The organism is Agrococcus sp. SCSIO52902 (genome assembly GCF_022983135.1).
In the GTDB taxonomy this organism is placed as follows: Bacteria; Actinomycetota; Actinomycetes; order Actinomycetales; family Microbacteriaceae; genus Agrococcus; species Agrococcus sediminis.
Window position 1 is genome coordinate 509299 of the sequence record NZ_CP095269.1, and the last position, 26853, is coordinate 536151.

At 72.9% G+C, this 26853-nt stretch carries 25 protein-coding genes; 8 read left to right on the top strand and 17 right to left on the bottom strand.

Annotated elements, in window-relative coordinates:
* Positions 1-18: 18 nt before the first annotated feature.
* Positions 19-1020, bottom strand: a complete 1002-nt coding sequence (locus tag MU522_RS02465; protein WP_246992226.1) for a substrate-binding domain-containing protein — start codon at positions 1018-1020, stop codon at positions 19-21.
* 64 nt (positions 1021-1084) lie between these two features.
* Complete coding sequence (locus tag MU522_RS02470; RefSeq protein WP_128188354.1) at positions 1085-1537, bottom strand: SRPBCC family protein; 453 nt, start codon at positions 1535-1537, stop codon at positions 1085-1087.
* Between the two features lie 86 nt (positions 1538-1623).
* On the opposite strand from MU522_RS02470, the gene MU522_RS02475 reads away from it, so the two are divergent.
* Positions 1624-2970, top strand: coding sequence for an MFS transporter (locus MU522_RS02475; RefSeq protein WP_246992228.1), 1347 nt, complete (start codon positions 1624-1626; stop codon positions 2968-2970).
* A gap of 207 nt (positions 2971-3177) precedes the next feature.
* Here MU522_RS02475 and galE read toward each other — a convergent pair whose 3' ends face one another.
* From galE to galT, 3 genes are read right to left on the bottom strand one after another with little or no spacing between them, the layout of a single operon-like run.
* Positions 3178-4149 (bottom strand): UDP-glucose 4-epimerase GalE, encoded by a 972-nt coding sequence (gene galE / locus MU522_RS02480; protein ID WP_246992230.1) that lies wholly within the window; start codon positions 4147-4149, stop codon positions 3178-3180.
* Positions 4146-5294, bottom strand: coding sequence for a galactokinase (galK, locus tag MU522_RS02485; protein WP_246992232.1), 1149 nt, complete (start codon positions 5292-5294; stop codon positions 4146-4148). The genes galE and galK overlap by 4 nt, the downstream gene beginning before the upstream one ends.
* Complete coding sequence (gene galT, locus MU522_RS02490; protein WP_246992234.1) at positions 5287-6456, bottom strand: galactose-1-phosphate uridylyltransferase; 1170 nt, start codon at positions 6454-6456, stop codon at positions 5287-5289. Before galT ends, galK begins: the two co-directional genes overlap by 8 nt.
* Before the next feature lie 60 nt (positions 6457-6516).
* On the opposite strand from galT, the gene MU522_RS02495 reads away from it, so the two are divergent.
* Positions 6517-7338 (top strand): DeoR/GlpR family DNA-binding transcription regulator, encoded by an 822-nt coding sequence (locus MU522_RS02495; RefSeq protein ID WP_246992236.1) that lies wholly within the window; start codon positions 6517-6519, stop codon positions 7336-7338.
* Here the strand turns inward: MU522_RS02495 and MU522_RS02500 are convergent.
* Together MU522_RS02500 and MU522_RS02505 are read right to left on the bottom strand one after the other, a co-directional pair.
* A complete protein-coding gene (locus tag MU522_RS02500) occupies positions 7335-8492 on the bottom strand; it encodes a cystathionine gamma-synthase (RefSeq protein ID WP_246992238.1) in 1158 nt (385 codons plus the stop codon). The genes MU522_RS02495 and MU522_RS02500 overlap by 4 nt on opposite strands.
* A 2-nt stretch (positions 8493-8494) precedes the next feature.
* Entirely contained in the window at positions 8495-9865 is a 1371-nt protein-coding gene (locus tag MU522_RS02505; protein ID WP_246992240.1) for a cystathionine beta-synthase, read from the bottom strand.
* A gap of 68 nt (positions 9866-9933) precedes the next feature.
* Between MU522_RS02505 and MU522_RS02510 the strand changes: the two genes are divergently transcribed.
* A complete protein-coding gene (locus MU522_RS02510; protein ID WP_246992242.1) occupies positions 9934-10311 on the top strand; it encodes an MGMT family protein in 378 nt (125 codons plus the stop codon).
* Between the two features lie 27 nt (positions 10312-10338).
* On the opposite strand, the gene MU522_RS02515 is transcribed toward MU522_RS02510, so the two are convergent.
* From MU522_RS02515 to rplJ, 3 genes are all read right to left on the bottom strand, one after another.
* Positions 10339-12189 carry an ABC transporter ATP-binding protein gene (locus MU522_RS02515; protein WP_246993404.1) on the bottom strand — a complete coding sequence of 617 codons (1851 nt, stop codon included), beginning with the start codon at positions 12187-12189 and terminating at the stop codon, positions 10339-10341.
* Between the two features lie 109 nt (positions 12190-12298).
* Entirely contained in the window at positions 12299-12682 is a 384-nt protein-coding gene (rplL, locus tag MU522_RS02520; protein ID WP_128188363.1) for a 50S ribosomal protein L7/L12, read from the bottom strand.
* Between the two features lie 33 nt (positions 12683-12715).
* On the bottom strand, positions 12716-13234 hold the full coding sequence (rplJ, locus tag MU522_RS02525; RefSeq protein ID WP_128188364.1) for a 50S ribosomal protein L10: 519 nt from the start codon (positions 13232-13234) through the stop codon (positions 12716-12718).
* A 319-nt stretch (positions 13235-13553) separates the two neighbouring features.
* On the opposite strand from rplJ, the gene MU522_RS02530 reads away from it, so the two are divergent.
* Positions 13554-14792 carry a transposase family protein gene (locus MU522_RS02530; RefSeq protein ID WP_246990639.1) on the top strand — a complete coding sequence of 413 codons (1239 nt, stop codon included), beginning with the start codon at positions 13554-13556 and terminating at the stop codon, positions 14790-14792.
* A gap of 84 nt (positions 14793-14876) precedes the next feature.
* Here the strand turns inward: MU522_RS02530 and MU522_RS02535 are convergent, their stop codons facing one another.
* Together MU522_RS02535 and MU522_RS02540 are read right to left on the bottom strand one after the other, a co-directional pair.
* Entirely contained in the window at positions 14877-16397 is a 1521-nt protein-coding gene (locus MU522_RS02535; RefSeq protein ID WP_246992244.1) for a HAMP domain-containing sensor histidine kinase, read from the bottom strand.
* Between the two features lie 34 nt (positions 16398-16431).
* Positions 16432-17175, bottom strand: a complete 744-nt coding sequence (locus MU522_RS02540; protein ID WP_164877027.1) for a response regulator transcription factor — start codon at positions 17173-17175, stop codon at positions 16432-16434.
* A gap of 142 nt (positions 17176-17317) precedes the next feature.
* Here MU522_RS02540 and MU522_RS02545 point away from each other — a divergent pair, with 142 nt between their 5' ends.
* Positions 17318-17914 carry a YqaJ viral recombinase family protein gene (locus MU522_RS02545; protein ID WP_246992246.1) on the top strand — a complete coding sequence of 199 codons (597 nt, stop codon included), beginning with the start codon at positions 17318-17320 and terminating at the stop codon, positions 17912-17914.
* A complete protein-coding gene (locus tag MU522_RS02550; protein WP_246992248.1) occupies positions 17914-18657 on the top strand; it encodes an alpha/beta hydrolase in 744 nt (247 codons plus the stop codon). Before MU522_RS02545 ends, MU522_RS02550 begins: the two co-directional genes overlap by 1 nt.
* Here MU522_RS02550 and MU522_RS02555 read toward each other — a convergent pair.
* Positions 18654-19364, bottom strand: coding sequence for a DUF998 domain-containing protein (locus MU522_RS02555; protein WP_246992250.1), 711 nt, complete (start codon positions 19362-19364; stop codon positions 18654-18656). The two genes, MU522_RS02550 and MU522_RS02555, sit on opposite strands and share 4 nt — an antisense overlap.
* 103 nt (positions 19365-19467) lie before the next feature.
* Between MU522_RS02555 and MU522_RS02560 the strand changes: the two genes are divergently transcribed.
* Together MU522_RS02560 and MU522_RS02565 are read left to right on the top strand one after the other, a co-directional pair.
* Positions 19468-20421, top strand: a complete 954-nt coding sequence (locus MU522_RS02560) for an NADP-dependent oxidoreductase (protein WP_246992252.1) — start codon at positions 19468-19470, stop codon at positions 20419-20421.
* Positions 20422-20458: 37 nt separating this feature from the next.
* Positions 20459-22105, top strand: a complete 1647-nt coding sequence (locus MU522_RS02565) for an ABC transporter ATP-binding protein (protein ID WP_246992254.1) — start codon at positions 20459-20461, stop codon at positions 22103-22105.
* 100 nt (positions 22106-22205) lie between these two features.
* Here the strand turns inward: MU522_RS02565 and MU522_RS02570 are convergent, their stop codons facing one another.
* The 4 genes from MU522_RS02570 to rplA form a co-directional block, all read right to left on the bottom strand.
* The gene (locus tag MU522_RS02570) at positions 22206-23123 is read right to left on the bottom strand and encodes an ABC transporter permease (RefSeq protein WP_246993406.1); all 918 of its coding nucleotides are present in this window, start codon (positions 23121-23123) and stop codon (positions 22206-22208) included.
* Between the two features lie 14 nt (positions 23124-23137).
* On the bottom strand, positions 23138-24142 hold the full coding sequence (locus tag MU522_RS02575; protein WP_246992256.1) for an ABC transporter permease: 1005 nt from the start codon (positions 24140-24142) through the stop codon (positions 23138-23140).
* A gap of 114 nt (positions 24143-24256) precedes the next feature.
* Positions 24257-25930 carry an ABC transporter substrate-binding protein gene (locus MU522_RS02580; protein ID WP_246992258.1) on the bottom strand — a complete coding sequence of 558 codons (1674 nt, stop codon included), beginning with the start codon at positions 25928-25930 and terminating at the stop codon, positions 24257-24259.
* Positions 25931-26124: 194 nt separating this feature from the next.
* Positions 26125-26814: a 50S ribosomal protein L1 gene (rplA, locus tag MU522_RS02585; protein WP_246992260.1), complete on the bottom strand. Its 690-nt coding sequence runs from the start codon at positions 26812-26814 to the stop codon at positions 26125-26127.
* Positions 26815-26853 lie beyond the last annotated feature (39 nt).

The window sequence follows — 26853 nt, forward strand, 5'->3', positions numbered from 1 at the left end:
GGCAGCAGCGGCGTGCGGTCAGGCCGCGGGCGCGGCGGTCGAGCCGCGCTCGATGAGCACCGGCGGGATGCGCAGGTGCACGAGGCCGGCGAGGTCGTCGAGCAGCACCCGCATCGCGGCCGTGCCGACCTGCTCGAACTCCTGCCGCACGGTCGTGAGCGCCGTCGGGTAGTGCGCCGCCTCCGGCACGTCGTCGAAGCCGACGATCGACACGTCGCCCGGCACCGAGAGCCCCACGTCGCGGCACGCGTGCATGAGGCCGAGGGCCATCTGGTCGTTCGCGACGACCACCGCCCGCGCGCCGTCGGCGAGCATCCGCCGCCCGATCGCGTAGCCCGAGTCGGCGCTCCAGTCGCCCACCATGGTGCCCTCGCTCGCGAGCCCCAGCTCGCCCGTGCGCTCCGCGAAGCCGCGGGCGCGCGCGCCGGCGTCGATCGAGCCGTCGGGGCCGCGCAGGTGCCACAGCCGGCGGTGCCCGAGCCCGGCGAGGTGCTCGACGGCGAGCCGCGCCCCGACCCGCTGGTCGATCGCGACGCTGTGCCCGAACGCGAGCCCGGTCGGCTCGAGCGTGACGTACGGCACGCCCACCGACAGCTGCGCGAGCGCCTCGAGCATCGACGTCTCGGCGACGCTCACCACGAGCGCGTCGACGCTCGTCTCGCGCAGGAAGCGCAGGCCCGCCGCGAGGTCGTCGACGCTCGTCGACGCCGCGTTCGTCAGCACGATGCGGTAGCCGGCGTCCCGGGCGGCGGTCTCGATGGCGATCGCCTGCGTCTGCGGGCCGTAGTCGGTGGTCGGGAGCGTCAGCAGGCCGATGGTGCGCGAGCTGCGCCGCACGAGCGCGCGCGCCGCGGCGTTCGGGCGGAAGCCGAGCTCGACGATGGCCGCCTCGACCTTCGCGAGGGTCTCCGGCCGCACGTTCGGGTGGCCGTTGAGGGCCCGCGAGACGGTCTGGTAGCTCACGCCCGCGCGCGCCGCGACGTCGCGGATGTTCGGCCGCCGCACTGCGCCCTCCGCCATCTCGCCTCCGCCCCTCGGGCTGCCCTGTCATCACAGCATCCCACGGCGTGACCGTTTCGTAGGGTCAGTCGAGCAGCTCCTCCAGGCGCGTGAGCGTGTCCTGCCAGCCGTCGCGCAGGTCGTCGACCTCGTCGAGGGCCGCGGTCTGCGTCACGCGGATGTGCGTGCCGTCGCCGGTCTCGGCGAAGTCGACCACCACGAGCTGCTCGAAGCGCTCCCCCTCCTCGGCGCCGCCGAGCCAGTCCCAGCTCTGCACGATCCGCTTGCCCTCGTCGAGCTGCAGGTAGCGGCCCTGCACGCCGAAGCCGCCGGTCGACGTGCGGATGCGGTACCAGCCGCCCTCCTGCGCGTCGACCTCGTAGCGGGTGTCGTCGAACATCGGCCACCACCACTGCTCGAGGCCGGCGGCCGTCGTGAAGAGCTCCCACACCGCATCCGTCGACGCCGTCACGAAGGCGTCGACCTCGACCGTCTCGGCATCGGCGGGGATCTCGGGGATCTCGGGGGTGTCGGTCATGCGCCCACGGTATCCGCGCGGGATGCGCCCCGCACTATCGTGGACGCGTTCGGCGCCGCCGCTGCGCCACCGACGAGAGGCCCCGCATGACCGCCCTCCCGCCAGCCGACGGCGCCACCCGCTCCGAGCGGCTCGACCGCCTGCCCTTCACCCGCCGGCACGGACGCCTGCTCGGCACCTCCGGCATCGGCTGGGCGCTCGACGCCATGGACGTCGGCCTCGTCTCGTTCGTGATCGCCGCGCTCGCGCAGCAGTGGAGCCTCGACCGCACCGAGACGAGCTGGATCGCGTCGATCGGGTTCGTCGGCATGGCGATCGGCGCGACCGTCGGCGGTCTGCTCGCCGACCGCATCGGGCGCCGCAGCGTCTTCGCGCTCACGCTCCTCGTCTACGGGCTCGCGACCGGCGCCTCGGCGCTCGTCGGCTCGCTCGCGGCGCTGCTGGCGCTGCGCTTCGTGGTGGGGCTCGGGCTCGGCGGCGAGCTGCCCGTCGCGTCGACGCTCGTGAGCGAGTTCGCGCCCCGGCGCATCCGCGGCCGCGTGGTCGTGTGGCTCGAGGCGTTCTGGGCGGTCGGCTGGATCGCGGCGGCCGTGATCGGCACCTTCGTCATCGGCGCCTCCGACGACGGCTGGCGCTGGGGCCTCGCGATCGGCATGGCACCGGCGCTCTTCTCGGCGGTGGTGCGCTTCGGCATGCCCGAGTCGGTGCGCTACCTCGAGTCGAAGGGCCGCGTCGCGGAGGCCGAGCGCACCGTGCGTCGCTTCGAGGAGGCCGCGGGCGTGCCCGCGCCGGCGTCGCCGGCAGCCGAGCCGGTGGCGGATGCGCCCGCGGGCGCGGTGGCCGAGCCCTCGGTGTCGATCTGGTCGTCGGCGCTCCGCCGCCGCACGATCGCCCTCTGGATCGTCTGGTTCGGCATCAACTTCTCGTACTACGGGGCGTTCATCTGGATCCCGTCGCTGCTCGTCGAGCAGGGCTTCTCGCTCGTGCGCTCCTTCGAGTTCACGCTCATCATCACGGTGGCGCAGCTGCCGGGCTACGCGGCCGCCGCGTTCCTGATCGAGAAGTGGGGCCGCCGACCGACCCTCACCGTCTTCCTCATCGGCTCGGCCCTCGCCGCCGCCTGGTACGGCACCGCCTCGACCGAGGCGATGATCATCGCCGCGGGCTGCACGCTCTCGTTCTTCAACCTGGGCGCGTGGGGCGCGCTCTACGCGATCGGGCCGGAGCTGTACCCGACGAACGTGCGGGGCACGGGCACCGGCGCGGCCGCCGGCTTCGGGCGCATCGCGTCGATCCTCGCGCCGCTCGCGGTGCCGCTGCTGCTGGGCGCCGGCGGCTCGGTGCTGCTGTTCGGCGTCTTCGCCGCGGCGTTCGCGATCGCCGCGATCGCCGCGTGGACGCTGCCCGAGCAGCGCGGCAAGGCGCTCGAGTAGGCCACGGGGCGCCTCCCGCCCCGTCTGCCCCTCGGTCCGCCACCCGGCCCCTGCACAACGCAAGCCCGCGCGGCGAATGCAGCGGCGGATCCGCCACCCCCGCCGGATCCGCCGCGGAAGCGCGCGCCGCGGCTTGCGTTGTGCCAGCGACCCGGGCGAGCTGAGAGGGGCGGCGCGGATGCGGGCGGGAGGGGCGGGTGCTGCGGCTCAGCCCGAGCGGGCCGACCGCACGGCCGACGCCACCATCGCGTCGAGCGAGTGGCGCATGCGCCAGTCGAGGTCGCGCGCCGCGAGCGCGCCGTCGGCGACGATGCGCGCGGGGTCGCCGGGCCGTCGCGCGGTGACGCGGGGCTCGACGTCGACGCCGGCGGCCCGGCCGATCGCGGCGAGCACCTCGCGCACCGAGGCGCCGTCGCCGCTGCCGAGGTTGTAGACCGGCTCGAGCGGCTCGCCGCGCTCCATGCGCTCGGCGGCGGCGACGTGCGCGAGCGCGACGTCGCCGACGTGCACCCAGTCGCGCACGCACGTTCCGTCGGGCGTCGGGTGGTCGTCGCCGTTGATCTGCGGCGCCTCGCCGCGGGCGAGCGCGTCGAGCACCTTCGGCACGAGGTTGTGCGGGCTCGTGTCGCGGATGCGGTCGGTCGCCGAGCCGATGACGTTGAAGTAGCGCAGGGCCACGGCCTGCATCGTCGAGCCCTCGAGCTCGGCGCGGCGGCGCTCGTCGGCGAGCAGCAGCTCGCCCGCGAGCTTCGTCTCGCCGTAGGGCGACTCGGGCGCGGGCGGCGTGGCCTCGGTGACGCGGTCGACGTCGGGCGTGCCGTAGACGCCGGCGCTCGAGGAGAAGACGATGCGGTGCACGCCGTGCGCGCGCATCGCCTCGAGCAGCTCGATCGTGCCGCTGACGTTCTGCCGCCAGGTGTGGAGCGGCCGGCGCACCGACTCCCCCGCGTACTTGTAGCCCGCGAGGTGCACGACGCCGTCGACGCCCGCGAGCGCCGCGTCGAGGTCGCCGCGGTCGAGGATCGAGCCGACGACGAGCCGCGCGCCGGCCGGCGCGAAGCCGCGCCGCCCGCTCGAGAGGTCGTCGAGCACCGTCACCTCGCGGCCGCTCGCGAGCAGCGCCTCGGCGACGTGGGCGCCGATGTACCCGGCGCCGCCGGTGACGAGCCAGTGCGTCATGCGTCCCTCCTCGCCCCGTCGGAGGGGTGCACGGTGAAGACGATGGGCCGGGCGTGGCCCGCGGCCTCGATGGCGTCCGCCGTGCTCGCGGCGATGCGCGCGGTCTCGGCGCGGTCGACGAGCGCGATGGCGGCGCCGCCGAAGCCGCCGCCGGTGAGCCTCGCGCCGAGCGCGCCGGCGGCGACCGCCGCGTCGACGGCCGCGTCGATCGCGGGCACGGAGTCCTCGAAGTCGTCGCGCTGGGAGACGTGCCCCTCGGTGAGCACGGGGCCGATCTCGCGCGGTCGCCCGGCGCGCACGAGGTCGGCGACGCGGCGGGCGCGATCGGTGTCGGTGACGATGTGCCTGAGCCGCCGGTGCACGTGCGCGGGCATGCGGCCTGCCCACCGCTCGATGTCGTCGACGGCGATCTCGCGCAGCGTCGGCACGCCGGCGATGCGGGCGGCCTCCTCGCACTCGCGGCGGCGCTCGCCGTAGCCGCCGGTGGCGTGGTCGTGGCGCACGAGGGAGTCGATCACGAGGATCTCGAGCCCGGCCGCCTCGAAGCCGAGCGGCACCTGCTCGGCGGTGCCGTCGCGGAAGTCGAGCAGCACCGCGTGGTCGCGCTGCGCGAGCAGCACGGCCGACTGGTCGAGCGTGCCCGTGGGGGCTCCGACCACCTCGTTCTCGACCAGCTGCCCGAGCCGCACCATCTCGCGGCGGTCGAGGCCGAGGCCCCACAGCTCGTCGAGCGCGACGATCGTCGCCGACTCGAGCGCGGCCGACGACGAGACCCCGACGCCCACCGGCACGGTGCTCGACACGAGCGCCTCGAAGCCGCGGCCGGGCACGCCGAGCTCCCGTCGCAGCACGTGCGCCGCGCCGAGCACGTAGCGGCTCCAGCCGGTCGAGGCGTGCGCGGTCTCGAGCGTCGACTCGATGACGCCCGGCACGACGCCGCGGTCGACGAAGTCGGTCGCGACGCGGATGCGGTCGTCGTCGCGCAGCCGCACGGCCACGCTCGTGCGGCGGTCGATCGCGAACGGCAGCGCGAGCCCGCCGTTGTAGTCGGTGTGCTCGCCGATGAGGTTGACGCGGCCCGGCGCCGACCAGATGCCGTCGGGCCCCGCGGTGCCGCCGAAGACCGCCTGCAGCTCGTCACGCATCCGTCGTCTCCTCCTGCGTGCGCGCGAGCGGCTCCACCGGGTGCTGCTCGTCGGCACGCGCGATCGCGTCGCGCAGGCGAGCCGCGCCGTCCTCCGGGCTGATGTCGCCCACCCACGCGCCCATCGCGGCCTCGCTGCCGGCGAGGAACTTCAGCTTGTCGGCCGCCCGGCGCGGGCTCGTCACGTGCCAGTGCAGCCGCACGTCGTCGCGGTGCTCGTGGACCGGCGCTTGCACCCAGGCGGCGATGTAGGGCAGCGGGGCGTCGTAGAGCGCGTCGAGCCCGCGCGCGATGCGCAGCGTCAGCGTCGCGAGCTCGTCGCGCTCCGCGTCGGTGGTCGCGGCGAGGTCGGGCACGTGGCGGTGCGCCATGAGCTGCACCTCGACTGGCCAGCGTGCCGCGAAGGGCACGAAGGCGGTGAAGCGCTCGCCGGCGATGAGCACGCGCGGGCCCTCGCGCTCGGCGTCGAGCAGCTCGGCGAAGAGGCCGGGCCCGTGCGCGTCGACGGCGGCGCAGATGCGGCGGATGCGCGGGGGCACGAAGGGGTAGGCGTAGACCTGGCCGTGCGGGTGCGGCAGCGTCACCCCGATCTCGACGCCGCGGTTCTCGAACGGGAAGACGTGCTCGACGCCCGGCACGGCGCTGAGCGCGGCGGTGCGCGACGCCCACGCCTCGACGACCGTGCGGGCGCGGAGCGTCGGCTGGGTGCCGAACGAGCCCGCGTGGTCGGGGCTGAAGCTCACGACCTCGCAGCGGCCGACGGCGGGGCGGGTGGCGCCGATCGCGGTGAGCGCCTCGCGCTCGCCCTCGGCGGGCGCGGAGGCGCCGGGGAGGGCGGATGCGGTGCCGGGCCCGAACGAGGGCGACCGGTTCTCGAAGACGGCGACGTCGTAGTCGTCGGGGATCTCGCTCGGGTTGCCGGGCGACTGCGGCGCGAGCGGGTCGGCGTCGGCCGGCGGCAGGTGCACGCGGCCCTGCCGGGCGGTGGCGACGGTGATCCAGTCGCCGGCGAGCGCGTCGTATCGCATCGTCGGCGTCGCGGGACGGGGGTCGAGCGCGCGCGCGTCGAGGCGGCGCTCGCGGGCCGGCGTGCCGGGGTCGTCGAAGTAGACGATCTCGCGCCCGTCGGCGAGGCGCGCGCTGGTCTGTCGGATGCCGGTCACGCCTCGATCATGCCCGAACGCGTGCGCTCATGCGCGCTCCTGTGCGAAAGTGTTCGCGTGATGGAGGAACGCACACTCCGGCGGGTGCACGGCGAGCGGCCCGAGTCCGGACCGCTCGAGGCCGGGCTGCTCGACGTCGAGCGGCGCGAGCGCATCCTCGCGCACCTCGCCGGCGCCGGCACCGCGCGCGTCGCCGACCTCGCCTCGGCGCTCGGCGTCTCGCCCATGACCGTGCGGCGCGACGCCGACCGCCTCGAGGCCGACGGCCGCATCGAGCGCGTGCGGGGCGGCGTGCGGCTGCGCAGGCCGCCCGTGACCGACGAGCCCGCGCCGCTCGCCAAGGCGGCGCTCCACCGCGACGAGAAGCAGCGCATCGCCCAGGCAGCGCTCGCGCTCGTGCGGCCGGGCACCGCGATCGGCATCGGCGGCGGCACGACCGCGCTCGCCCTCGCGCGGCTCGCCGCCGCGGTGCCCGGCGTCACGATCGTCACCAACTCGCTGCCCGTCGCGCTCGCGCTGCCCGACCGCGACGGCGTCGTGCTGACCGGCGGCGAGCGCACCCGCTCCGACGCGCTCGTCGGCCCGGTCGCCAACCGCGCCGCGGCGATGATCGGGCTCGACGCGCTCTTCCTCGGCGCGCACGGCATCGACGCCGAGCGGGGCTGCACCTCCCCCACGCTCGCGGAGGCCGAGACCAACCGCGCCCTCATGGCCGCCGCCCGCACGACGGTCGCGCTCGTCGACGCCTCGAAGTGGGGCGTGCAGGCGCTCGCGTCGTTCGCGGCCCTCGACGAGCTCGACGTGCTCGTCACCGACCGGGCCGTGCCCGAGGCATCCGCCCGCGCCGCCCGCCGCGCGGTCGGCCGCCTGATCGTCGCCTAGAGGCGCCCGAGCGCCTGCCGCAGGTCGGCGATCAGGTCGTCGGCCTCCTCGAGGCCCACCGACAGCCGCAGCAGGTCGGCCGGCACCTCGAGCTCGGTGCCGCGCACCGACGCGTGCGTCATCTCGGAGGGGTAGCAGACGAGCGACTCGACGCCGCCGAGCGACTCGGCGAGCTGGAACAGCCGCGTGTGCCGCACGAGCTCGAGCGCCGCCGGCGCGCCGCCTGCGAGCTGCAGCGACACCATGCCGCCGAAGCCGCGCATCTGCCGCGCCGCGAGCGCGTGCTGCGGGTGGTCGGGCAGCCCCGGGTAGTGCACAGCCGAGACCGCCGGGTGGCCGACGAGCGACTCGGCGACGGCCCGCGCGTTGGTGCAGTGCCGCTCGACGCGCACCGCGAGCGTCTTGAGCGACCGCGAGGTGAGCCAGGCGTCGAAGGGGCTGTTGACCGCGCCGACCGCGAACTGCTGGAAGCCGATGCGCTCGGCCAGCTCGGCGTCGCCCGTGATCGCGGCGCCGCCGACGAGGTCGGAGTGACCGCCGATGTACTTCGTCGTCGAGTGCACGACGACGTCGGCGCCGAGCCCGAGCGGCTGCTGCAGGTAGGGCGTGGCGAACGTGTTGTCGGCGACGACGAGCGCGCCCGCGTCGTGGCCGAGCTCGGCGAGCGCCGGGAGGTCGGCTACCTTCATGAGCGGGTTCGACGGCGTCTCGACCCACAGCATCCGCGTGCTGGGACGCATCGCGGCGCGCACCGCGTCGAGGTCGGAGGCGTCGGCGGTCGACAGCTCGATGCCCCAGCGCTCCCAGATCTTCGAGACGAGCCGGTGCGTGCCGCCGTAGACGTCGTTGCCCATCAGCACGTGGTCGCCGGGCTGCAGGGCGGCGCGCAGCACCGCGTCCTCGGCGGCGAGGCCGGAGCCGAACGCGAAGGCGTGCGTGCCGCCCTCGAGGCTCGCGAGCTGCTGCTGCAGCGCGTCGCGGCTGGGGTTGCCGCCGCGCGAGTACTCGTAGCCGTCGCGGAACCCGCCCACGCCGTCCTGCACGAACGTCGAGGTCATGAAGATGGGCGGGATGACCGCGCCGGTGCGCGGGTCGAAGCCCTGCCCGTCGTGGATGGCCCGGGTCGAGAACCCGTCGGACGTCGATGCGGTCATCGTCATGCCTCCTTCGCGAGGTGGGTCAGCAGGTCGGTGCGCGTCACGACGCCCACCGGCTTCGCGCGGTCGAGCACGAGCAGCGCGTCGGCCTCCCGCAGGGCCGAGCGCAGCGCATCCACCGACTCCGTGATGCCGATGTGCGGCAGGCGCGGGCCGAGGTGCTGCGCGACGGTGTCGGCGAGCTCGGCGCGGTCGGCGAAGACGGCGTCGAGCAGCGAGCGCTCGTCGACCGAGCCCGCGACCTCGCCGACCACGACGGGCGGCTCGGCGGTGAGCACCGGCAGCTGGCTCACGCCGTACTCGCGCATGATCTCGATCGCGTCGTGCACGGTGTCGGCGGGGTGCGCGTGCACGAGGTCGGGCACGCCGCCCGTCTTGCCGGTGAGCACGTCGCCGACCGTCGTGCCGGCCTCGGGCGCGGCGAAGCCGTAGGAGCGCATCCAGGCGTCGGAGTAGACCTTCTGCAGGTAGCCGCGGCCCGAGTCGGGCAGCAGCACGACGACGACGGCGTCGGCGGGCAGCTCGCGGGCGACGCGCAGCGCGGCGACGACCGCCATGCCGCTCGAGCCGCCGACGAGCAGGCCCTCCTCGCGGGCGAGCCTGCGGGTCATCGCGAACGACTCGGCGTCGTTCACCGCGAGCACCCGGTCGACGACGCTCGGGTCGTAGTTGCCCGGCCACATGTCCTCGCCGACGCCCTCGACGAGGTACGGCCGGCCGGTGCCGCCGGAGTAGATCGAGCCCTCCGGGTCGGCCCCGATGACCTCGACGCGGCCCTCGGAGGCCCGCTTGAGGTACCGGGCGGTGCCGGTGATCGTGCCGCCGGTGCCGACGCCCGCGACGAAGTGCGTGATGCGGCCGTCGGTGTCGCGCCAGATCTCGGGCCCGGTCGACGCCTCGTGGGCCGCGGGCGCGGCGGGGTTGAAGAACTGGTTGGGCTGGTAGGCGCCCTCGATCTCGTCGGTCAGGCGGTTCGCGACGCCGTAGTAGGACTCCGGGCTGTCGGGCGCGACGGCGGTGGGCGTCACGACTACCTCGGCGCCGTAGGCGCGGAGCGTCGCGCGCTTGTCCTCGGAGACCTTGTCGGGGCAGACGAAGACGCAGCGGTAGCCCTTCTGCTGCGCGACGAGCGCGAGCCCCACGCCGGTGTTGCCGCTCGTCGGCTCGACGATCGTGCCGCCGGGGCCGATGAGCCCCCGGCGCTCGGCGTCCTCGATCATCGCGAGCGCGATGCGGTCCTTCACCGACCCGCCCGGGTTGAGGAACTCGACCTTCGCGAGCACCGTCGCCGCGACGCCCTCGGTGACCTTCGAGAGCCTCACGAGCGGCGTGTCGCCGATCGTCTCGAGGATCGACTCCGCGTAGCGCATGCTGCCTCCTGCCTGACGCTCGAGCCTACCGTCGAGCGGGCGGGCGCCCGGTGGGCGAGGATGGGTCGGTGGACGCCAGACGGGAGCTCGTGATCGAGCGCGTGCTGCGCTGCGTCGAGCTCGTGCCGCCCGGCCGCGTCGCCTCGTACGGCGCCGTCGCCCGCATCTGCGGCATCGGTCCGCGGCAGGTGGGCTCGATCCTCCGCCACTACAGCGACGGCCTGCCGTGGTGGCGCATCACGAGCCACGCCGGCGACTTCGGCGGCGACCTGCTGCAGCGCGCGCTCCCCCACTGGCGCGACGAGGGCATCCGCGTGAAGCCCAACGGGCTCGGCTGCCGCTACAGCGACTACGCGGCCGACCTCGAGGAGCTCGAGCGGCGGTGGCGCGAGGCGACCGCCGACCTGCCGGGCCTCGACGAGGTCGACGGCGACGCATCCGCCTGACGTCGCGGGCGACGCCGGCGCGGCACGTCAGACCCGCGAGGCCTGCTGCGCGAAGAGCGTCGCGTAGGTGCCGCCGAGCGCGAGCAGCTCGTCGTGCGCGCCCTGCTCGACGATGCGGCCGGCGTCGATGACGAAGATGACGTCGGCGTGCCGGATGGTCGAGAGCCGGTGCGCGATCGCGAGCGTCGTGCGGCCGCGCGCCGCCTCGTCGAGCGCGCCCTGCACGACGCGCTCCGAGACGGTGTCGAGCGCGCTCGTGGCCTCGTCGAGCACGAGCACCGCCGGGTCCTTCAGCAGCACCCGCGCGATCGCGATGCGCTGCTTCTCGCCGCCCGAGAGCCGGTAGCCGCGCTCGCCCACGATCGTGTCGTAGCCGTCGGGGAACCGGTGGATCGTGTCGTGGATGCTCGCGGCGCGCGTGGCGGCGTCGAGCTCGGCGTCGGTCGCGTCCGGCTTGGCGTAGCGCAGGTTCTCGGCGATGGATGCGTGGAACAGGTACGGCTCCTGGCTCACGATGCCGATGTGGTCGGTGAGCGCTGCCGGGTCGAGCTCGCGCACGTCGGTGCCCGCGAAGCGCACGGCTCCGCCGCTCGCCTCGTGCAGGCGCGGCAGCAGGTAGCCGATCGTCGTCTTGCCCGCGCCAGAGGGGCCGACGAAGGCCGCGAAGGTGCCCGGCTCGAGCCGGAACGAGACGCCGTCGAGCGTCGCCCGCTCGCCCTCGCGCGCATCCGGGTAGTGGAAGCGCACGTCGTCGAACTCCACCTCGCCGAGGCGCGAGCGGTCGAGCGGGCGCGGCGACGTCGGCGGCTCGATCGCCGGCTGCAGGTCGAGGTACTCGAAGATGCGGGCGAAGAGCGCGCCGGAGGTCTGCAGGTCGAGCCCCACGCGCAGCAGGCCCATGAGCGGCATGAGCAGCCGCGCCTGCACGGTCGTGAACGCGACGAGCGTGCCGGCCGTGACGCCGGTGTCGCCGCCGGCGATCAGGTAGCCGGCGAGCACGTAGACGACGGCGGGCAGGATCGAGATGAAGATCGACACGAGCGCGAAGAAGGTCTGGCCGCTCATCGTCAGCCGCACCTGCAGGTCGACCTGGCGCTCGTTCTCGGCGGCGTAGCGGCGCGACTCGTCGGCCTGCCGGCCGAACGCCTTCGCGAGCAGGATGCCCGACACCGACAGCGACTCCTGCGTGATCGCCGTCATCTCGCTCAGCGACTCCTGCGTCTGCGTCGCGATGCGGGCGCGCACCTGGCCGACGCGGCGCTGCAGCAGCACGAGCACGGGCGTGAGCAGCACCGCCATGACCGTCAGCTGCCACGAGAGGATGAGCATCGTCACGAGGCTCGCGATCACCGTGACGGTGTTGCCGACGACCGACGACACGGTGTTGGAGAGCACGTTCGCGACGCCGCCGACGTCGTTCTGCAGCCGCGACTGGATGACGCCCGTCTTCGTGCGGGTGAAGAACGCGAGCTCCATGCTCTGCAGCCGATCGAACAGCGAGTCGCGCAGCTGCCCCATGACGCGGTTGCCGACCTTCGACGTGATGAGCGTCTGCCAGATGCCGAGCAGGCTCGACGAGATCCACAGCGCCACCATCGTGCCGACGAGCATCCAGAGCAGCCGCAGGTCGGGGCCGCCCTCGGGAGGGAACAGCGCCTCGTCGAAGACGCGCTGGGTCAGCAGCGGCGGGAACACCGCGATCGTCGCGACGATGAGCACGAGCACGATCGTCAGCACGATCTGCGGCCGGTGGGGGCGGAAGAGGCCCAGGATGCGCTTGCCGAGGTCGGGCACGCGGGGAGCGCTCGCGTTGGCGGCGCGCTGCGCCGACTCGTCGCGCATGCCGACCCCGCCCCGGCGACCGCCGCCCATGCCCATGCTCACGTGGCCACGGTATCCGGTCGCGCCTGCGCGGCAGCGCGCCGCGGGCGCATGACGAAGGGCCGCCCCCTCACGGGAGCGGCCCTTCGCGCTGGTGCGGGGAACGCTACTTGAGCGTGACCGTCGCGCCGGCCTCCTCGAGGTCGGCCTTGGCCTTCTCGGCGTCCTCCTTCTTGGCGCCCTCGAGCACGGGGGCGGGAGCGCCGTCGACGAGCGCCTTGGCCTCGCCGAGGCCGAGGGACGTCAGCGAACGGACGACCTTGATGACCTGGATCTTCGCCGAGCCGGCGGACTCGAGGATGACGTCGAAGTCCGTCTTCTCCTCGACCTCCTCCGCAGCAGCAGCGGCAGCGGGGGCTGCAGCGGCGGCGACGGGAGCGGCGGCGGTGACCTCGAAGGTCTCCTCGAACTTCTTCACGAACTCGCTGAGCTCGATGAGGGTGAGCTCCTTGAACTGCTCGAGCAGCTCGTCAGTCGACAGCTTTGCCATCGTCTTCTCCTTGTTTCTGGTACCGACCGCTGCCTACTCGGCCGCGGACTCCTGCTTGACCCGCAGCGCGTCGACCGCGCGAGCGGCCTGGGCGAGCGGGGCGTTGAACATGTATGCAGCGCCGAACAGCGAGGCCTTGAAGGCACCTGCCAGCTTGGCCAGCAGCACCTCCCGCGACTCGAGGTCGGCGAGCTTGTTGACGTCGTCGGCCGTGAGCGGGTTCCCGTCGAAGAAACCGTTCTTGACCACGAGCGCCGGGTTCGCCTTGGCGAAGGCACGCAGCTCCTTCGCGACGGCGACAGGGTCGCCGTGCACGAATGCGATCGCGGACGGGCCGGCAAGCGACTCGTCGAACGCCGTGATGCCGGCGTTGTTGGCTGCGATCTTGGTGAGCGTGTTCTTCACCACGGCGTACGTCGCGTGCTCACTGATCGATCGGCGCAGCGTCTTCAGCTGGCCGACGGTGAGACCGCGGTACTCGGTCAGCAGAACGGCGTTCGAGGTCTCGAAGAGGTTCGAGAGCTCGGCGACCGCAGCTTCCTTGTTCGCCATGGTGCTCCTTGCGTCGTTGCCGGCTTCCCTGGCCCACTCATGCAAAAGAGCTCCGGCGCACGCGCACGGAGCTCTGGGATCTCGACGGATCTTTCAGCACCTGCGCGGGACGACGCTCCTCGAGCGAGCCTTCGGTCGGCACATCCCCTTGCGGGCACACGCCGACGACCAGCGGTCTTTGGTATGCGGCAAGACTACGGCACGACGGATGCGCGGCGCAAGCCGGCGACGAGACTCACGTGAAGTGCCCGCGACAGGTTTGCGGTGCCTCACGTAGGAATGCCCGCGAAACTCTGAGGGCATGGGATGCGAGTTGTCGATGCAGGCTCGAGCGGAGATCACGGCCAAGTACGCGCGGGCGTACCTGCGGGCGTCGAAGGCGGAGAAGTCGCAGCTGCTCAACGAGATCGAAGCGGTGACGGGATGGACGCGCGACAACGCGCGGCGGCGGCTGCGGGCGGCCGCGAAGCCCCGCGCGGCGCGGCCGGGGAAGCGGAAGCGGGCCAGGAAGTACTCGTACGACGCGCTCAAGGTGCTGCAGCGCGTCTGGGCCATCTCCGGCGGCTCCTGCGGCAAATACCTCGTGGTCGCGATGGAGCCGCTGCTGGACGCGCTCGAGCGGCACGGCGAGCTCGTGCACGGCAAGGAGCGCTATTCGCCCGCGGTCCGCGCCGAGCTGCTGGCGATGTCGCCGGCGACGATCGACCGCTACCTGCGACCGGCGCGCGAGCGAGACCCGCTGCGGGGGTTGAGCTCGACCAAGCCATCGCCGCTGCTGCGCTCGTCGATCACGATCCGCCGCGCCGGCGACGAGGTCGAGGACGAGCCGGGCTTCTTCGAAGTCGATACCGTCGCGCACTGCGGGCCGACCCTCAAGGGCGAGTTCTGCCGCACGGTGAACCTCACCGACATGCGCCTCGGCTGGGTCCACACCCGCTCGATGCGCAACAACGCGGCCGTGCACGTGCTGGCCGTCATGAACAGCGCGATCGAGGCGATCCCGTTCGCGGTCACCGGTCTCGACTTCGACAACGGCGGCGAGTTCATCAACCACGACCTCGTCAACTGGGCCGCCGACCGCCACATCTTCTTCACCCGCGGCCGCCCCTACCGCAAGAACGACCAGGCCACGATCGAGTCCAAGAACGGCCACCTCGTGCGCGCCTACGCGTTCCACTGGCGCTACGACACCCCCGAAGCGCTCCGGCTCCTCAACCAGCTATGGCCGCTGGTGAACGACCGCTTCAACTACTTCCTGCCCACGAAGAAGCCCATCGGCTGGTCCACCGACCGCTCCGGCCGACGCCGCCGCGACTACGACGACCCGCGCATCCCGTTCAACCGCCTGCTCGCCGCCGGCGTGCTCTCTCCCGCGCAAGAAGCCGAACTGCGCGCCTACCGCGACAGCCTCAACCCGGCCGAGCTCGCTCGCCGCATCCAAACCATCCAGGACCGGCTCGTAGCGATCGCCCGCGAACCCACGCTCAAGCTCGCCGCCAGCCTCCAACAGCCACTGCCCGACACCGCTCGAGGCGTGAAGCTGCGCCGAGCCAGCTGACCACACACGCGGGCATTCCTACGTGAGGCACCGCTTCACGCACGCGGGCATATTGACATGAGGCACCTCGGCCGGCCCCGTCGGTCACGACGACTGCCGGAGCTCCGCGCCCTCGGCGTCCGGCGCATCCGACCCCGCCGCCCGTCCCCACAGCGGCAGGCGCACGGTGAACGCGGTGCGCCCCGGCTCGCTCTCGAGCGCGATGGTGCCGCCGTGCGCGTCGACGAGGGCCTCGACGATCGCGAGCCCGAGCCCCGAGGAGCCCGTCGCGCGCGAGCGCGAGGAGTCGCCGCGCGCGAAGCGCTGGAAGACCGTCTGCTGCAGCTCGTCGGGGATGCCGGGGCCCGCGTCGACGATCTCGACCACGGCCTCCTCCCCCTCGGTGCGCAGCGACACGTCGACGGGCGTGCCCTCGGGCGTGTGCACCCTGGCGTTCGCGAGCAGGTTCGCCACGACCTGCTGCAGCCGCAGCGGGTCGCCCGCGACCACCACGGGCTCCTCGGGCAGCTCGAGCGCGATCGGGTGGGAGCGGCCCGCGGCCTGCGCGTCGGCGACCGCCTCGATCACGAGCAGCGACAGGTCGACCTCGCCCCGCTCGAGCTCGCGGCCCTCGTCGAGCCGCGCCAGCAGCAGCAGGTCGTCGACGAGCGCCTGCATGCGCTGCGCCGCCGCCTCGATGCGCTCGAGCGACTCGCGGGTGTCGGGCCGCAGGTCGCCGTCGTGCTTGCGCGTGATCTCGGCGTAGCCGCGCACCGCGGCGAGCGGCGTGCGCAGCTCGTGCGAGGCGTCGGCGACGAACTGGCGCACGCGCCGCTCGCTCGCCGAGCGGGCCTCGAACGCCTGCTCGATGTGGTTGAGCATGCGGTTCATGCTCTCCTGCACGCGGCCGACCTCCGAGGCGGGCTCCTCGATGCGCACCCGGTTGGTCAGCTGCGCGGTGCCCGAGGCGAGCGGCAGCTGCGAGATGCGCTCGGTGGTGGCGATGACGGAGGTGAGCGGCCGCAGCGCGCGCCGGATGATCATGTCGCCGAGCAGCAGCACGATCGTGACCGCCGCGAACGCCGCCACGGCGATCACGAAGGCGAGCGCCGCGAGCGTCTGGTTGGTCTCGGACATCGACAGCCCGACGATCACCCGCGCCCCGCCGCCGACGTCGTGCGCGATCACCCGGTAGGAGCCGTAGGTGGGCAGCGACTCGTTGACGATGCCGTCGGAGCCGGTGCCGAGCACGACCCGCTCGTCGGCGGCCGACAGCGCGAGCTGCTGCCCGATGCTCGTGAGGATGAACGCCTGGCGCAGCTCGCCGCCCTGCTCGATGGCGATGAGCGTGGCGGTCGGCGCGGTGCGCGGGTCGAGCGGCGCCTGCGTGCCGGTCGCGAGCGCGCGCTCGACGTCGGTCGCGGTGCGGCTCGCGATCTCGGTGAGCTGCTCGTCGACGCGCGTCTCGAGCACGACGCGCATGGTCATGACGCTCGCGATCGCCACCGCCGCGGTGAGCAGGGCGAACAGCGCCACGACCACCACCAGCAGCCGTCGGCGCAGCGACCACGACGACGGGTTCTGGATGCGTCGGGTCTGGGGCGTCGCGGCTGCGGGCTGGGTCACGGGTGCAGGAGGCGGCTGCGCGGCGGGCGCCGGCTCACTCAGCCGCGCGCAGCTGGTAGCCGACGCCGCGCACGGTGTGGATCATGGGCGGGCCGAGCGTGTCGATCTTCTTGCGCAGGTAGGAGATGTAGAGCTCGACGACGCTCGCGCGCCCGCCGAAGTCGTAGGACCAGACGCGGTCGAGGATCTGCGCCTTCGAGAGCACGCGGCGCGGGTTGCGCATGAGGTAGCGCAGCAGCTCGAACTCGGTCGCCGTGAGGTCGACCTGCTGGCCGCCGCGGCGCACCTCGTAGGAGTCCTCGTCCATCATCAGGTCGCCGACCCAGAGCACGCTCGACTCCTCGGCGGTCTGGGCGGTGCGGCGGATCAGGCCGCGGAGGCGCGCGACGACCTCCTCGAGCCCGAAGGGCTTTGTGACGTAGTCGTCGCCGCCGGCGGTGAGCCCGGCGACGCGGTCGTCGAGCGAGTCCTTGGCCGTGAGGAAGAGCACCGGCACGTCGAAGCCGGCCGAGCGCAGGCGCTGCAGCACGGTGAGGCCGTCGATGTCGGGGAGCATGATGTCGAGCACCACCGCGTCGGGGCGGAACTCGCGCACCGCCTGCAGCGCCTGCTGGCCGTTGGCGGCGGTCTTCACGTCCCAGCCCTCGTACTTGAGGCCCATGGCGACGAGGTCGGCGAGGCTCTGCTCGTCGTCGACGACGACGACGCGGATGGGCGAGCCATCCGGGCGGGTGAGGCGGGGCTGTGCCCGCAGCTGCTGCTGAGCGGTGTCGGTCATGCCATCCATTCCGCCAGAGTCTCCTGTGGTTCGATCCGACCTTATCCTTTGCGCTTCCTGTGCGCTTGCCCTCACGCTCGGGCGGTCGGGCGGACGCGGCATGGCGGCGAGCCGGGTGGGCCCCGCGTGGGACGATGGAGCCATGCAGCTCCAGCTCGACATCTTCGGCGACGAGCCGTCGGTGCTGGGGCACACGAGCCGCATCGTCGCCCGCTCGAGCGACCGCATCGCGTGGCTGCGCGCCCGCTCGCGCGGCGTCACCGCGACCGACGCGGCGAGGCTCAGCACCTCGGCCGCCGTCGCCGCCGTCGCGCGCGAGAAGCTCGGCCTCCGCGGCTTCTCCGGCAACGCCTTCACCGACCACGGCCGCGCCCGCGAGCCGCACATCGCCCGCTGGGTGCACGACCACTTCTCGCTCGTGCCGTCGGATGCGCTCTTCCACTCCGTGCCCCACCGCGACCACCTCGCGACGCCCGACTGCGTGAGCGACGACGGCACGGTGCTCGCCGAGATCAAGACGACCTCGAAGGCGTTCGACCGGGTGCCGAAGCAGTACCTGCGCCAGATCTGGTGGCAGCAGTACGTGCTCGGCGCCGACCGCACTCTCTTCGTCTGGGAGCAGCACAGCCACTTCGTGCCCGTCGGCCCGCCCAGGCACGTGTGGGTCGAGCGCGACGAGGACGAGATCGCGATGCTCGTCGACCGCGCGGATCGGCTGCTCGAGCTCCTGCGCGGCTGATGCTGCTCGCGATCCACGGCCTCGGCTCCGACGCCCGCGCGATGCGCGCCTACCTCGAGGGAGCCGTGCCCGCGGGCGTGCGCGTGCTCGCGCCCGACCTGCGCGCGCACGGCGCGAGCACGCTGATCGGCGAGCCGGATCGCTTCGCGCTCGAGGCGCTGGCCGCGGAGGTATCGGACGAGCTCGTGCGCGTCGGCGACGGCTCCCCCGTGACGATCGTCGGCGTCTCGCTCGGCGCGGCGCTCGCGGCGATCATCGCGCGCTCCGGGCGGTTCCCGCTCGACCGCGTCGCGCTCATCCGCCCCGCCTTCACGACCGAGCCGCTGCCGCCGAACCTCGCGATCTTCCCGCTGCTCGGGCGGCTGCTCGAGGAGCACCGGCCGCAGCGGGCGCTCGACGAGCTGCACCGCTCGGGCGCCTGGCGCGCGGTCGCGCACGAGTCGCTCGCGCACGCGCGCGGCCTCGAGGCGCAGCTGACGCAGCCGCTCGCGGCCGAGCGGCGCATCCGCCTGCTCGAGACCCCGCGGAACATCGCCTACCGCCCGGGCGAGCTGCGCATCCCCGCGCCGACGGTCGTGCTCGCGAGCCCCCGCGACCCCGTGCATCCGCTGCACGTCGCCGAGGCGTGGCGCGACGAGCTGGGATGCCGGATGCTCGTCTCGCCCGCGCGGGACGACGGCGAGGCCGCGATGTACGCGTGGTTCCGGCAGCAGCTGGCCAGCTTCCTGGTGGGGATCGGCTAGTCCTCGAGGCGCGCGGTTGCGCCCACCGGCACCGCGTCGCCGCGGGACTGCGCACGCGCCGGCGCCGACGCATCCGCCGCCGCATGCGGCAGCGTGTGCACGACCGTCACCGCGATCATCCACAGCACCCCGAGCCCCGCCGCGACGAACTCCATGGCCGAGCCGATGTCGGTGTTGCCGCGCGCGAGCGAGATGATGCCGCCGGTCGCGGCGATCACGCCGACCGCGAGCCCGCCCGCCGTCGAGAGCCGGGCGACCCAGCGGTCGCGCGCGGTCGCGAACTGCAGCATCGCGAGGCAGCCCGCGACGAACCCGAGCACCGCCGCGACGATGTGCACCCAGTCGCGCAGCTCGGCCTCGGTGCCGAGCAGCGACGGGCAGCCGGGCGAGCACGGCACGGCGGCGGCGACGAGGAACAGCGTCGCCGCGACCACGAGCGCCGCCGACGGCGCCCACAGCCGCAGCACCGGCAACCGGGTGCGCACGTCGCGCACCGACACGGCCACGAGCAGGATGCCGGCGATGACGAGCACGAACCCGGCCTGGAACTGCGCGGCCGAGCGCATGTGCTCGGCGCCGAGCTCGGAGATGTAGAGGTGGCGCTCGTAGATCGCGCGCGCGTCGCCGATGACGACCGCGCCCGCGACGAGGCTCGCGACGGCGAGGGCGGCGACGGCGACGTCGGCGGTCCGGGGGCGCTGGAGCACACGAGCACTGTAGCCGCGGCGGTCCTGCGGTCACATGTCGTCATCTCGACATCTGGGCGTCACACGCGTGCGCTAGCGTCGAGGCGACGTGGAGGGAAGTGCGATGCGCGCAGTGCTGGTGCGGGAGTTCGGGCCGACGGACCAGGTGGAGATCGGCGACATCGACGCTCCGCTCAAGCTCGGGACCGAGGTGCTCGTCGACGTCCACGCGGCCGGCATGAACCCGATCGACTACAAGACGGTCATCGGCAAGGGCGCCGCGAAGGCCGTCGAGCCGCTGCTGCCGTGGGTGCCGGGCGGCGACGTCGCCGGCATCGTCGCCGAGTCGCCCTACGAGGCGCACGACGTGCAGCCCGGCGACGCCGTCTACGGCATCGTCAACCACTGGCGCACGCGCGGGTCGTACGCCGAGCGGGCGATCGTGCCGAGCCTCGCGCTCGCCCCGAAGCCCGAGTCGCTCACCTTCGAGGAGGCGGCGGCGGTGCCGTGCGCCGCGCTCACCGCGTGGGATGCGGTCGTGCGCGTCGCGAAGGCGCGCGCCGGCCAGCGCATCCTCATCCACGCCGGCGCCGGCGGCGTCGGCCACTTCGCCGTGCAGTTCGCGAAGTACTTCGGCGCCCACGTCGCCACCACGGTCTCGACGCGCAACGTCGACTTCGCCAGGTCGCTCGGCGCCGACGAGGTCATCGACTACACGGCCGAGCGCTTCGAGGACGCGCTGCAGAAGGTCGACGTGGTCGTCGACCTCGTCGGCAACGTGGCCGACGAGACGGGCACGCGCTCGCTCGACGCGCTGAAGCACGGCGGGCTCTACCTCAACGTGCCGACCGGCTCCTGGCCCGACTACGCATCCGCCGCCGCCGAGCGCGGGATGCGCGCGTCGTCGGTGAAGGTCGAGGCCGACGGCTCGAACCTCGGCATCATCGGCCGTCTCATCGACGCCGGCGACGTGCGCGTCGAGGTGCAGCGCGTCTACCCGCTCGACCGCGTCCACGAGGCCTTCGGCGTGCTGCAGGGCGGGCACGTGCGGGGCAAGCTCGTGCTGCGGGTGCGCTGATCCAGCGAAGTTCCCGGCGGCAGTGCAAGATGGTCGGATGAGCGACGCGAAGAAGCCGCTGCTGGAGGTCTCCGGACTCAAGGTGGAGTTCACGACCCAGGACGGCACGGTCACGGCAGTGCACGAGGCGAGCCTCTCGCTCGCCGCGGGCGAGACGCTCGCGATCGTGGGCGAGTCGGGCTCGGGCAAGTCGACCACCGCGATGGCCGTGATCGGCCTGCTGTCGGGCAACGGCCGCGTCACGGCCGGCAGCATCCGGCTCGACGGCGAGGAGCTCGTCGGCGCGAGCGAGAGCGCCATGCGCAAGGTGCGCGGCCGCCGCATCGGGCTCGTGCCGCAGGACCCGATGTCGAACCTCAACCCGGTCGCGCGCATCGGCACCCAGGTCGCCGAGACGCTGCTCGCGCACGGGCTCGCCGACCGCCGCACCGTCGACCAGAAGGTCGTCGAGACCCTCGAGGCGGCCGGGCTGCCCGACGCCGCGGAGCGCGCGAAGTCGTACCCGCACGAGTTCTCGGGCGGCATGCGCCAGCGCGCGCTCATCGCGATCGGCCTCGCATGCCGCCCGCAGCTGCTCATCGCCGACGAGCCCACGAGCGCGCTCGACGTGACCGTGCAGCGCACCATCCTCGACCAGCTGCAGCAGATGACCGAGGAGCTCGGCACCGCCGTGCTCCTCATCACGCACGACCTGGGGCTCGCCGCCGAGCGCGCCCAGCGGGTCGTCGTCATGCACCGCGGCCGCGTCGTCGAGCAGGGCCCCGCGAAGCAGATCCTCGAGGCGCCGCAGCACCCGTACACGCAGTCGCTCGTGCAGGCGGCGCCGTCGGTCGCGATGGCGCGGCTGCGGCCCGAGGACTTCGCGAGCCACGGCGGGGCGGATGCCTCGGAGGCGCCCGACACGATCGTCGAGTTCGAGCACGTGACCAAGGAGTTCCACGTGCGCGGCCGGCGCGAGCCCTTCAAGGCCGTCGACGACGTGTCGCTCTCGGTGCCGCGCGGCAAGACCGTCTCGATCGTGGGCGAGTCCGGCTCCGGCAAGACGACGACGGCGCGGATGCTGCTCAAGGCGTTCGAGCCGACGAGCGGCACGGTGCGCTTCGAGGGCAAGGACGTCTTCGCGCTCTCCCGCGAGGAGCAGAAGGAGTTCCGCCAGCGGGTGCAGCCGGTGTTCCAGGACCCGTACTCGTCGCTCAACCCGATGTTCACGATCGAGCGCATCGTCGAGGAGCCGCTGTCGTTCTACGGCAAGGGGTCGAAGCTCGAGCGCCAGCGCCGCGTGCGCGAGCTGCTCGACCAGGTCGCCCTGCCGGCCGACATGGCCCGCCGCTACCCGTCGGAGCTCTCCGGCGGCCAGCGCCAGCGCGTCGCGATCGCCCGCGCGCTCGCCCTCTCCCCCGACGTGATCGTCTGCGACGAGCCGGTGTCGGCGCTCGACGTGCTCGTGCAGGACCAGATCCTGCGGCTGCTCGGCGACCTGCAGCGCGACCTCGGGCTCAGCTACCTCTTCATCTCGCACGACCTCGCGGTCGTGCGGCTCATCAGCGACTACGTCGCGGTGATGCAGAACGGGCGGCTCGTCGAGGCGGCGACGAGCGAGGAGATCTTCACGAACCCGCGCGACCCGTACACGCGCAGGCTCCTCGCCTCGATCCCCGGCAACGAGCTGCAGATCGCGAGCTGAGCGGCCTCAGCGGGCGCCGGGCAGACCGGGGGCCGGGACGGCCCCCGGAGCTGGGGTCGCGGCAGAGGCCCGAAAGGGCCTCTGCCTCCAGCTCCACCGCTCAGCGCTTGCGGGTGCGGGGGTCCATCGCCTCGCGGAGCGCCTCGCCGAGGAGCGTGAAGCCGAGCGCGGCGATCATGATGCAGATGCCGGGCAGGAACGCGAGCCACGGCGCGATCGCGAGCTCCGCCTGCGCGTAGGTGAGCATGCGGCCCCACTCGGCCGTCTCGGGCCGCCCTCCGCCGAGGCCGAGGAACGACAGCGCGGCCGCGTCGATGACCGCGGTCGCGAGCGTGAGCGTCGCCTGCACGATCACCGGGCCCACCGAGTTCGGCAGCAGGTGCGTCATCGTGATGCGCCCGGTGCCGAGGCCCAGGGTGCGGGCGGCGAGCACGTAGTCGGACTCGCGCTGCTGCAGCATCGACGAGCGCAGCAGGCGCGCGAAGATCGGCACCTGCGCGACGCCGATGGCGATCATCACCGCGAGCGGCGTGCGGCCGAGCACCGCGGCGATCGAGACCGCGAGCAGCAGGTGCGGCACCGACAGCAGGATGTCGACGACCCGCATGATGAGGGTGTCGACCCATCCGCCGAACGCGCCAGCCAGGGCGCCCAGCACCATGCCGCCGAGCAGGCCGAAGAAGGTGGAGGCGACGCCGATGAGCAGCGACGCCTGCGCGCCCCAGATGAGCTTCGAGAGCACGTCGCCGCCGAAGCGGTCGATGCCGAGCGGGAAGTCGGGCACCTCGCCGGGGCCGGGCAGGTAGGTCGGCAGCCGGAGGCCGGCGCCCGGGGTCGCGAGCTCGGGGTAGGGCGCGAGCACCGGCGCGAGCAGCGCGACGAGCACGAACAGGCTCACGACGACCGCGCCGATCCAGGCGGCGGGGTTGCGGCGCAGCCGACGCAGCACGTCGCCCCAGAAGCTCCCGGAGCGGCGGGGCTGCCCGGCGTCGCCCTCGGGGACGGGGACGGTCGGGATCGCTTCGGCGGCGCTCACTGGATCCTCACTCTCGGGTCGATGAACGAGTAGGAGATGTCGACGAGCAGGTTGATGAGCGCGTACGACACGGCGATGAAGAGCACGAAGCCCTGCAGCACCGGGAAGTCCCGGGCGAAGATCGCGTCGGCGAGGAAGGCGCCGATGCCGGGGAAGGCGAAGACGGTCTCGGTGAGCACCGCGCCCGAGATGAGCAGGCCGGCCTGCAGGCCGATCGTCGTGACGACGGGGAGCATCGCGTTCCGCAGCACGAAGCGGTCGCGGATCACCTGCTTCGAGACGCCCTTCGCGCGGCCGGTGCGCACGTAGTCGGCGTTCACGACCTCGAGCACGGATGCGCGGGTGATGCGCACGATGATCGCGAGCGGGATCGTGGCGAGCGCGATCGCCGGCAGCAGCAGGTGCACGATCGCGTTGAGCGCCGCGTCGAGCTCGCCGGTGAGGATGCCGTCGAGCACGTAGAAGTTCGTCGCATGCGTCGCATCGACGCCTCTGCTCTGCCTGCCGGTGGAGGGCAGCCAGCCCAGCTGCACGGCGAAGACCCACTTGAGCATGAACGCGAGGAAGAAGACCGGGATCGTGATGCCGATGAGGCTGCCCGTCACCGACAGGTGGTCGAGGAACCTGCCGTGGTTGCGCGCGGCCCAGTAGCCGAGCGGGATGCCGATGCCGACGGCGAGGATGAGCGCCATCACCGCGAGCTCGACCGTCGCCGGGAAGCGGTTGGCGAACTCCTCGAGCACAGGCCTGCGCGTCTCGATCGAGTTGCCGAAGTCGCCCTGCAGCAGGCGGCCGAGCCAGGTGATGTACTGCTCTGGCAGCGGCCGGTTGAAGCCGTACGCCTCGTTGATGCGCTCGATCGCCTCGGGCGTCGCGCGCTCGCCGAGCAGCGCCGCGGCGGGCCCGCCGGGCAGCGCCCGCACCCAGAAGAACAGCAGCACGGTCAGGCCGAACAGGGTCGGGATCAGCAGCAGCAGGCGTCTGCCGATGGTTCTCAGCACGTGGGTCTCTCCGGGTGGGCGGTCAGGGGTCTGGCGTGCGGCGCGGATGCGCGCCGTGCGTGGCGGATGCCGCGGGCCGAGACCGGCCCGCGGCATCCGGGTGATCGATGCAGGCTACTCGCTCAGCTCGATCATGTTGAACACCTCGTCGTTGACGGGGCTCGCCGGGTAGGAGGTGACCCGCGGGTCGAACGCCAGCGACGGCGCCGGGTGCGCGAGCGGCACACCGGGCACGAACTGGGCGATCTGCTCGTTGATCTCCTCGTAGGCGGCGCCGGCCTCCTCGGGGTCGGGCAGCTGGCGGGCCTCGCTCAGCGCCGAGAACAGCTCCTCGTTCTCGAAGCCCCACTCGTTGGAGTAGCCGTTGAAGAAGACGCCGACGAAGTTGTCGGTGTCGTTGTAGTCACCGGTCCAGCCGAGCAGGTGGATGCCGTGGTCGTCGGTGCCGCGCATGCGGTCGAGGTAGTCGGTCCACTCGTCCGAGACGGGCTCGACGGTGATGCCGACCTCCTGCAGCTGCGAGGAGAGCGTCGTGAAGATGTCCTCCGGGTTCGGCATGTACGGCCGCGAGATGTTGACCGGGTAGTTGAACTGCAGCGTCAGCCCGTCCTCGAAGCCGGCCTCGGCGAGCAGCTCCTGCGCGCGCTCAGGGTCGTACTCGTAGTCGGTCACGCCGTCGTTGTAGCCGTTCACGACATCCGGGATGAACTGCGACGCGACCTCGGTGCCCTCGGGGAGCACCTGCGTCACGAGCGCCTCACGGTCGATCGCGTGGGCGATCGCCTGGCGCACCCGGATGTCCTGCAGCTCGGGCACCGTCTGGTTGAAGCCGAGGTAGAGGATCGTGAACGGGTCGCGCTGCATGACGTTGAAGCCGGCCTCCTCGAGGGCGGCGGTGTCGGCCGGCGCGACGAGGTCGTAGCCGTCGACGTCGCCCGACTCGAGCGCCTGGCGGCGTGCGGTCGGGTCGTCGATGATGCGGAAGACGATCTCCTGCACCTGGCCCTGCTCGCCCCAGTAGTCGGGGTTGGCCGCGAGCACGACCTCCTCGCCGGGCGACCACGACTCGAACACGAACGGGCCGGTGCCCGTCGGGTGCGCCTCGCCGTACTCGCTGTACTCGGGGGCCTCCTCGGAGCCGCCCACCTCGTCGGCGCCGTACTCCTCCATCGCGGTCGGGCTCTGCATCGAGAACGCCGGGAGCGAGAGGGATGCGATGAAGCCCGAGAACGGGCGCGTCAGGTTGATCGTCGCAGTCGTCTCGTCGTCGGCGGAGCACGACTCGTAGAGCGCGTCGTCGTCGCCGGCGAAGCCGCCGTAGAGCGAGCCGTAGTAGTACGAGAGGCTCTCGGTCGCGGTGAGGCCGGTCCAGTTGTACCAGCGGTCGAAGTTGGCGCAGACGGCCTCGGCGTCGAACGGCGTGCCGTCGTGGAACATCACGTCGCTCTTCAGCGTGAACGTGTACGACGTGCCGTCCTCGCTCGGCTCCCAGCTCTCGGCGAGCAGCGGCGCGGGGTCGGCGGTGCCCGGCTCGACGCCGACGAGGCCCTCGAAGATCTGGCGGGAGACGCGGAACGTCTCGCCGTCGGACGCGAACGCCGGGTCGAGGCCCGACGGGTCGGACGACGCGGCGAACACGAACGTCGAGTCGACGTCGCTCGGCGCGGCGGTGTCGCCGCCGTCGGTGCCGGAATCGCGCTCGCTCTGGATGCATCCGGTGAGCACGAGCGTCAGGGCTGCGCCACCTGCGAGGCCTGCGAGCAGGCGTCGCTTCGGGGATGGGATCACGGTGCTGGACCTTTCCTCTTGGGACTGTTCGCACACCGCGCGGCTCGGCCGTGAGCGTGCGTAGGGACAACCTAGCCGCTCATAGGCGCCGCCGATGTCACGGGCGCATCACGATCCGGTTTCGCGCATCCCGGCCGGCGCCCCCGCAGACGACGAGAGCCCCGCCGAAGCGGGGCTCTCGAGGATGCGATCGGTCAGATCGAGGTGACGTCGACCGGGACGCCGGGGCCGAACGTCGTCGAGACGGTGGCCTTCTGGATGTAGCGGCCCTTCGACGACGACGGCTTGAGGCGGACGACCTCGTCGAGCGCTGCCGTGATGTTGTCGGTCAGCTGCTCCTCCGAGAACGAGGCCTTGCCGACGATGAAGTGCACGTTGGCGTGCTTGTCGACGCGGAACTCGATGCGGCCGCCCTTGATGTCGGTCACGGCCTGCGCCACGTTCGGCGTGACGGTGCCCGTCTTCGGGTTCGGCATCAGGCCGCGCGGGCCGAGCACCTTGCCGAGGCGGCCGACCTTGCCCATGAGCTCGGGGCTCGCGACGGCGGCGTCGAACTGCGTCCAGCCCGCGGCCACCTTCTCGATGAGCTCGTCGGAGCCGACCTCGTCGGCGCCGGCGGCGATGGCGGCCTCGGCGGCCGGACCCTGCGCGAAGACGATGACGCGAGCGGTCTTGCCGGTGCCGTGAGGAAGAGAAACGGTACCGCGGACCATCTGGTCTGCCTTGCGGGGGTCGACGCCGAGCTTGAGCGCGACCTCGACGGTGGAGTCGGTCTTGCTCGAGCCGGTCTCGCGGGCGAGCGCGACGGCCTCGGCGGGGGTGTACTGCTTGTCAGCCTCGATCTTCGCGGCTGCGGCCCGGTAGGCCTTGGACTTCTGTGCCATGTTCTTCTCCTGTTCCAGAGTTCGCGGTGCGCGCCTGGC

What these genes read in the sequence shown, in the direction of transcription:
- MU522_RS02465 (WP_246992226.1), bottom strand. Translation starts at nt 1,020, where the DNA reads ATGGCGGAGGGCGCAGTGCGGCGGCCGAACATCCGCGACGTCGCGGCG.
- MU522_RS02470 (WP_128188354.1), bottom strand. Translation starts at nt 1,537, where the DNA reads ATGACCGACACCCCCGAGATCCCCGAGATCCCCGCCGATGCCGAGACG.
- MU522_RS02475 (WP_246992228.1), top strand. Translation starts at nt 1,624, where the DNA reads ATGACCGCCCTCCCGCCAGCCGACGGCGCCACCCGCTCCGAGCGGCTC.
- galE (WP_246992230.1), bottom strand. Translation starts at nt 4,149, where the DNA reads ATGACGCACTGGCTCGTCACCGGCGGCGCCGGGTACATCGGCGCCCAC.
- galK (WP_246992232.1), bottom strand. Translation starts at nt 5,294, where the DNA reads ATGCGTGACGAGCTGCAGGCGGTCTTCGGCGGCACCGCGGGGCCCGAC.
- MU522_RS02495 (WP_246992236.1), top strand. Translation starts at nt 6,517, where the DNA reads ATGGAGGAACGCACACTCCGGCGGGTGCACGGCGAGCGGCCCGAGTCC.
- MU522_RS02500 (WP_246992238.1), bottom strand. Translation starts at nt 8,492, where the DNA reads ATGACCGCATCGACGTCCGACGGGTTCTCGACCCGGGCCATCCACGAC.
- MU522_RS02505 (WP_246992240.1), bottom strand. Translation starts at nt 9,865, where the DNA reads ATGCGCTACGCGGAGTCGATCCTCGAGACGATCGGCGACACGCCGCTC.
- MU522_RS02515 (WP_246993404.1), bottom strand. Translation starts at nt 12,189, where the DNA reads ATGGGCATGGGCGGCGGTCGCCGGGGCGGGGTCGGCATGCGCGACGAG.
- rplL (WP_128188363.1), bottom strand. Translation starts at nt 12,682, where the DNA reads ATGGCAAAGCTGTCGACTGACGAGCTGCTCGAGCAGTTCAAGGAGCTC.
- rplJ (WP_128188364.1), bottom strand. Translation starts at nt 13,234, where the DNA reads ATGGCGAACAAGGAAGCTGCGGTCGCCGAGCTCTCGAACCTCTTCGAG.
- MU522_RS02530 (WP_246990639.1), top strand. Translation starts at nt 13,554, where the DNA reads ATGCAGGCTCGAGCGGAGATCACGGCCAAGTACGCGCGGGCGTACCTG.
- MU522_RS02540 (WP_164877027.1), bottom strand. Translation starts at nt 17,175, where the DNA reads ATGACCGACACCGCTCAGCAGCAGCTGCGGGCACAGCCCCGCCTCACC.
- MU522_RS02545 (WP_246992246.1), top strand. Translation starts at nt 17,318, where the DNA reads ATGCAGCTCCAGCTCGACATCTTCGGCGACGAGCCGTCGGTGCTGGGG.
- MU522_RS02550 (WP_246992248.1), top strand. Translation starts at nt 17,914, where the DNA reads ATGCTGCTCGCGATCCACGGCCTCGGCTCCGACGCCCGCGCGATGCGC.
- MU522_RS02560 (WP_246992252.1), top strand. Translation starts at nt 19,468, where the DNA reads ATGCGCGCAGTGCTGGTGCGGGAGTTCGGGCCGACGGACCAGGTGGAG.
- MU522_RS02565 (WP_246992254.1), top strand. Translation starts at nt 20,459, where the DNA reads ATGAGCGACGCGAAGAAGCCGCTGCTGGAGGTCTCCGGACTCAAGGTG.
- rplA (WP_246992260.1), bottom strand. Translation starts at nt 26,814, where the DNA reads ATGGCACAGAAGTCCAAGGCCTACCGGGCCGCAGCCGCGAAGATCGAG.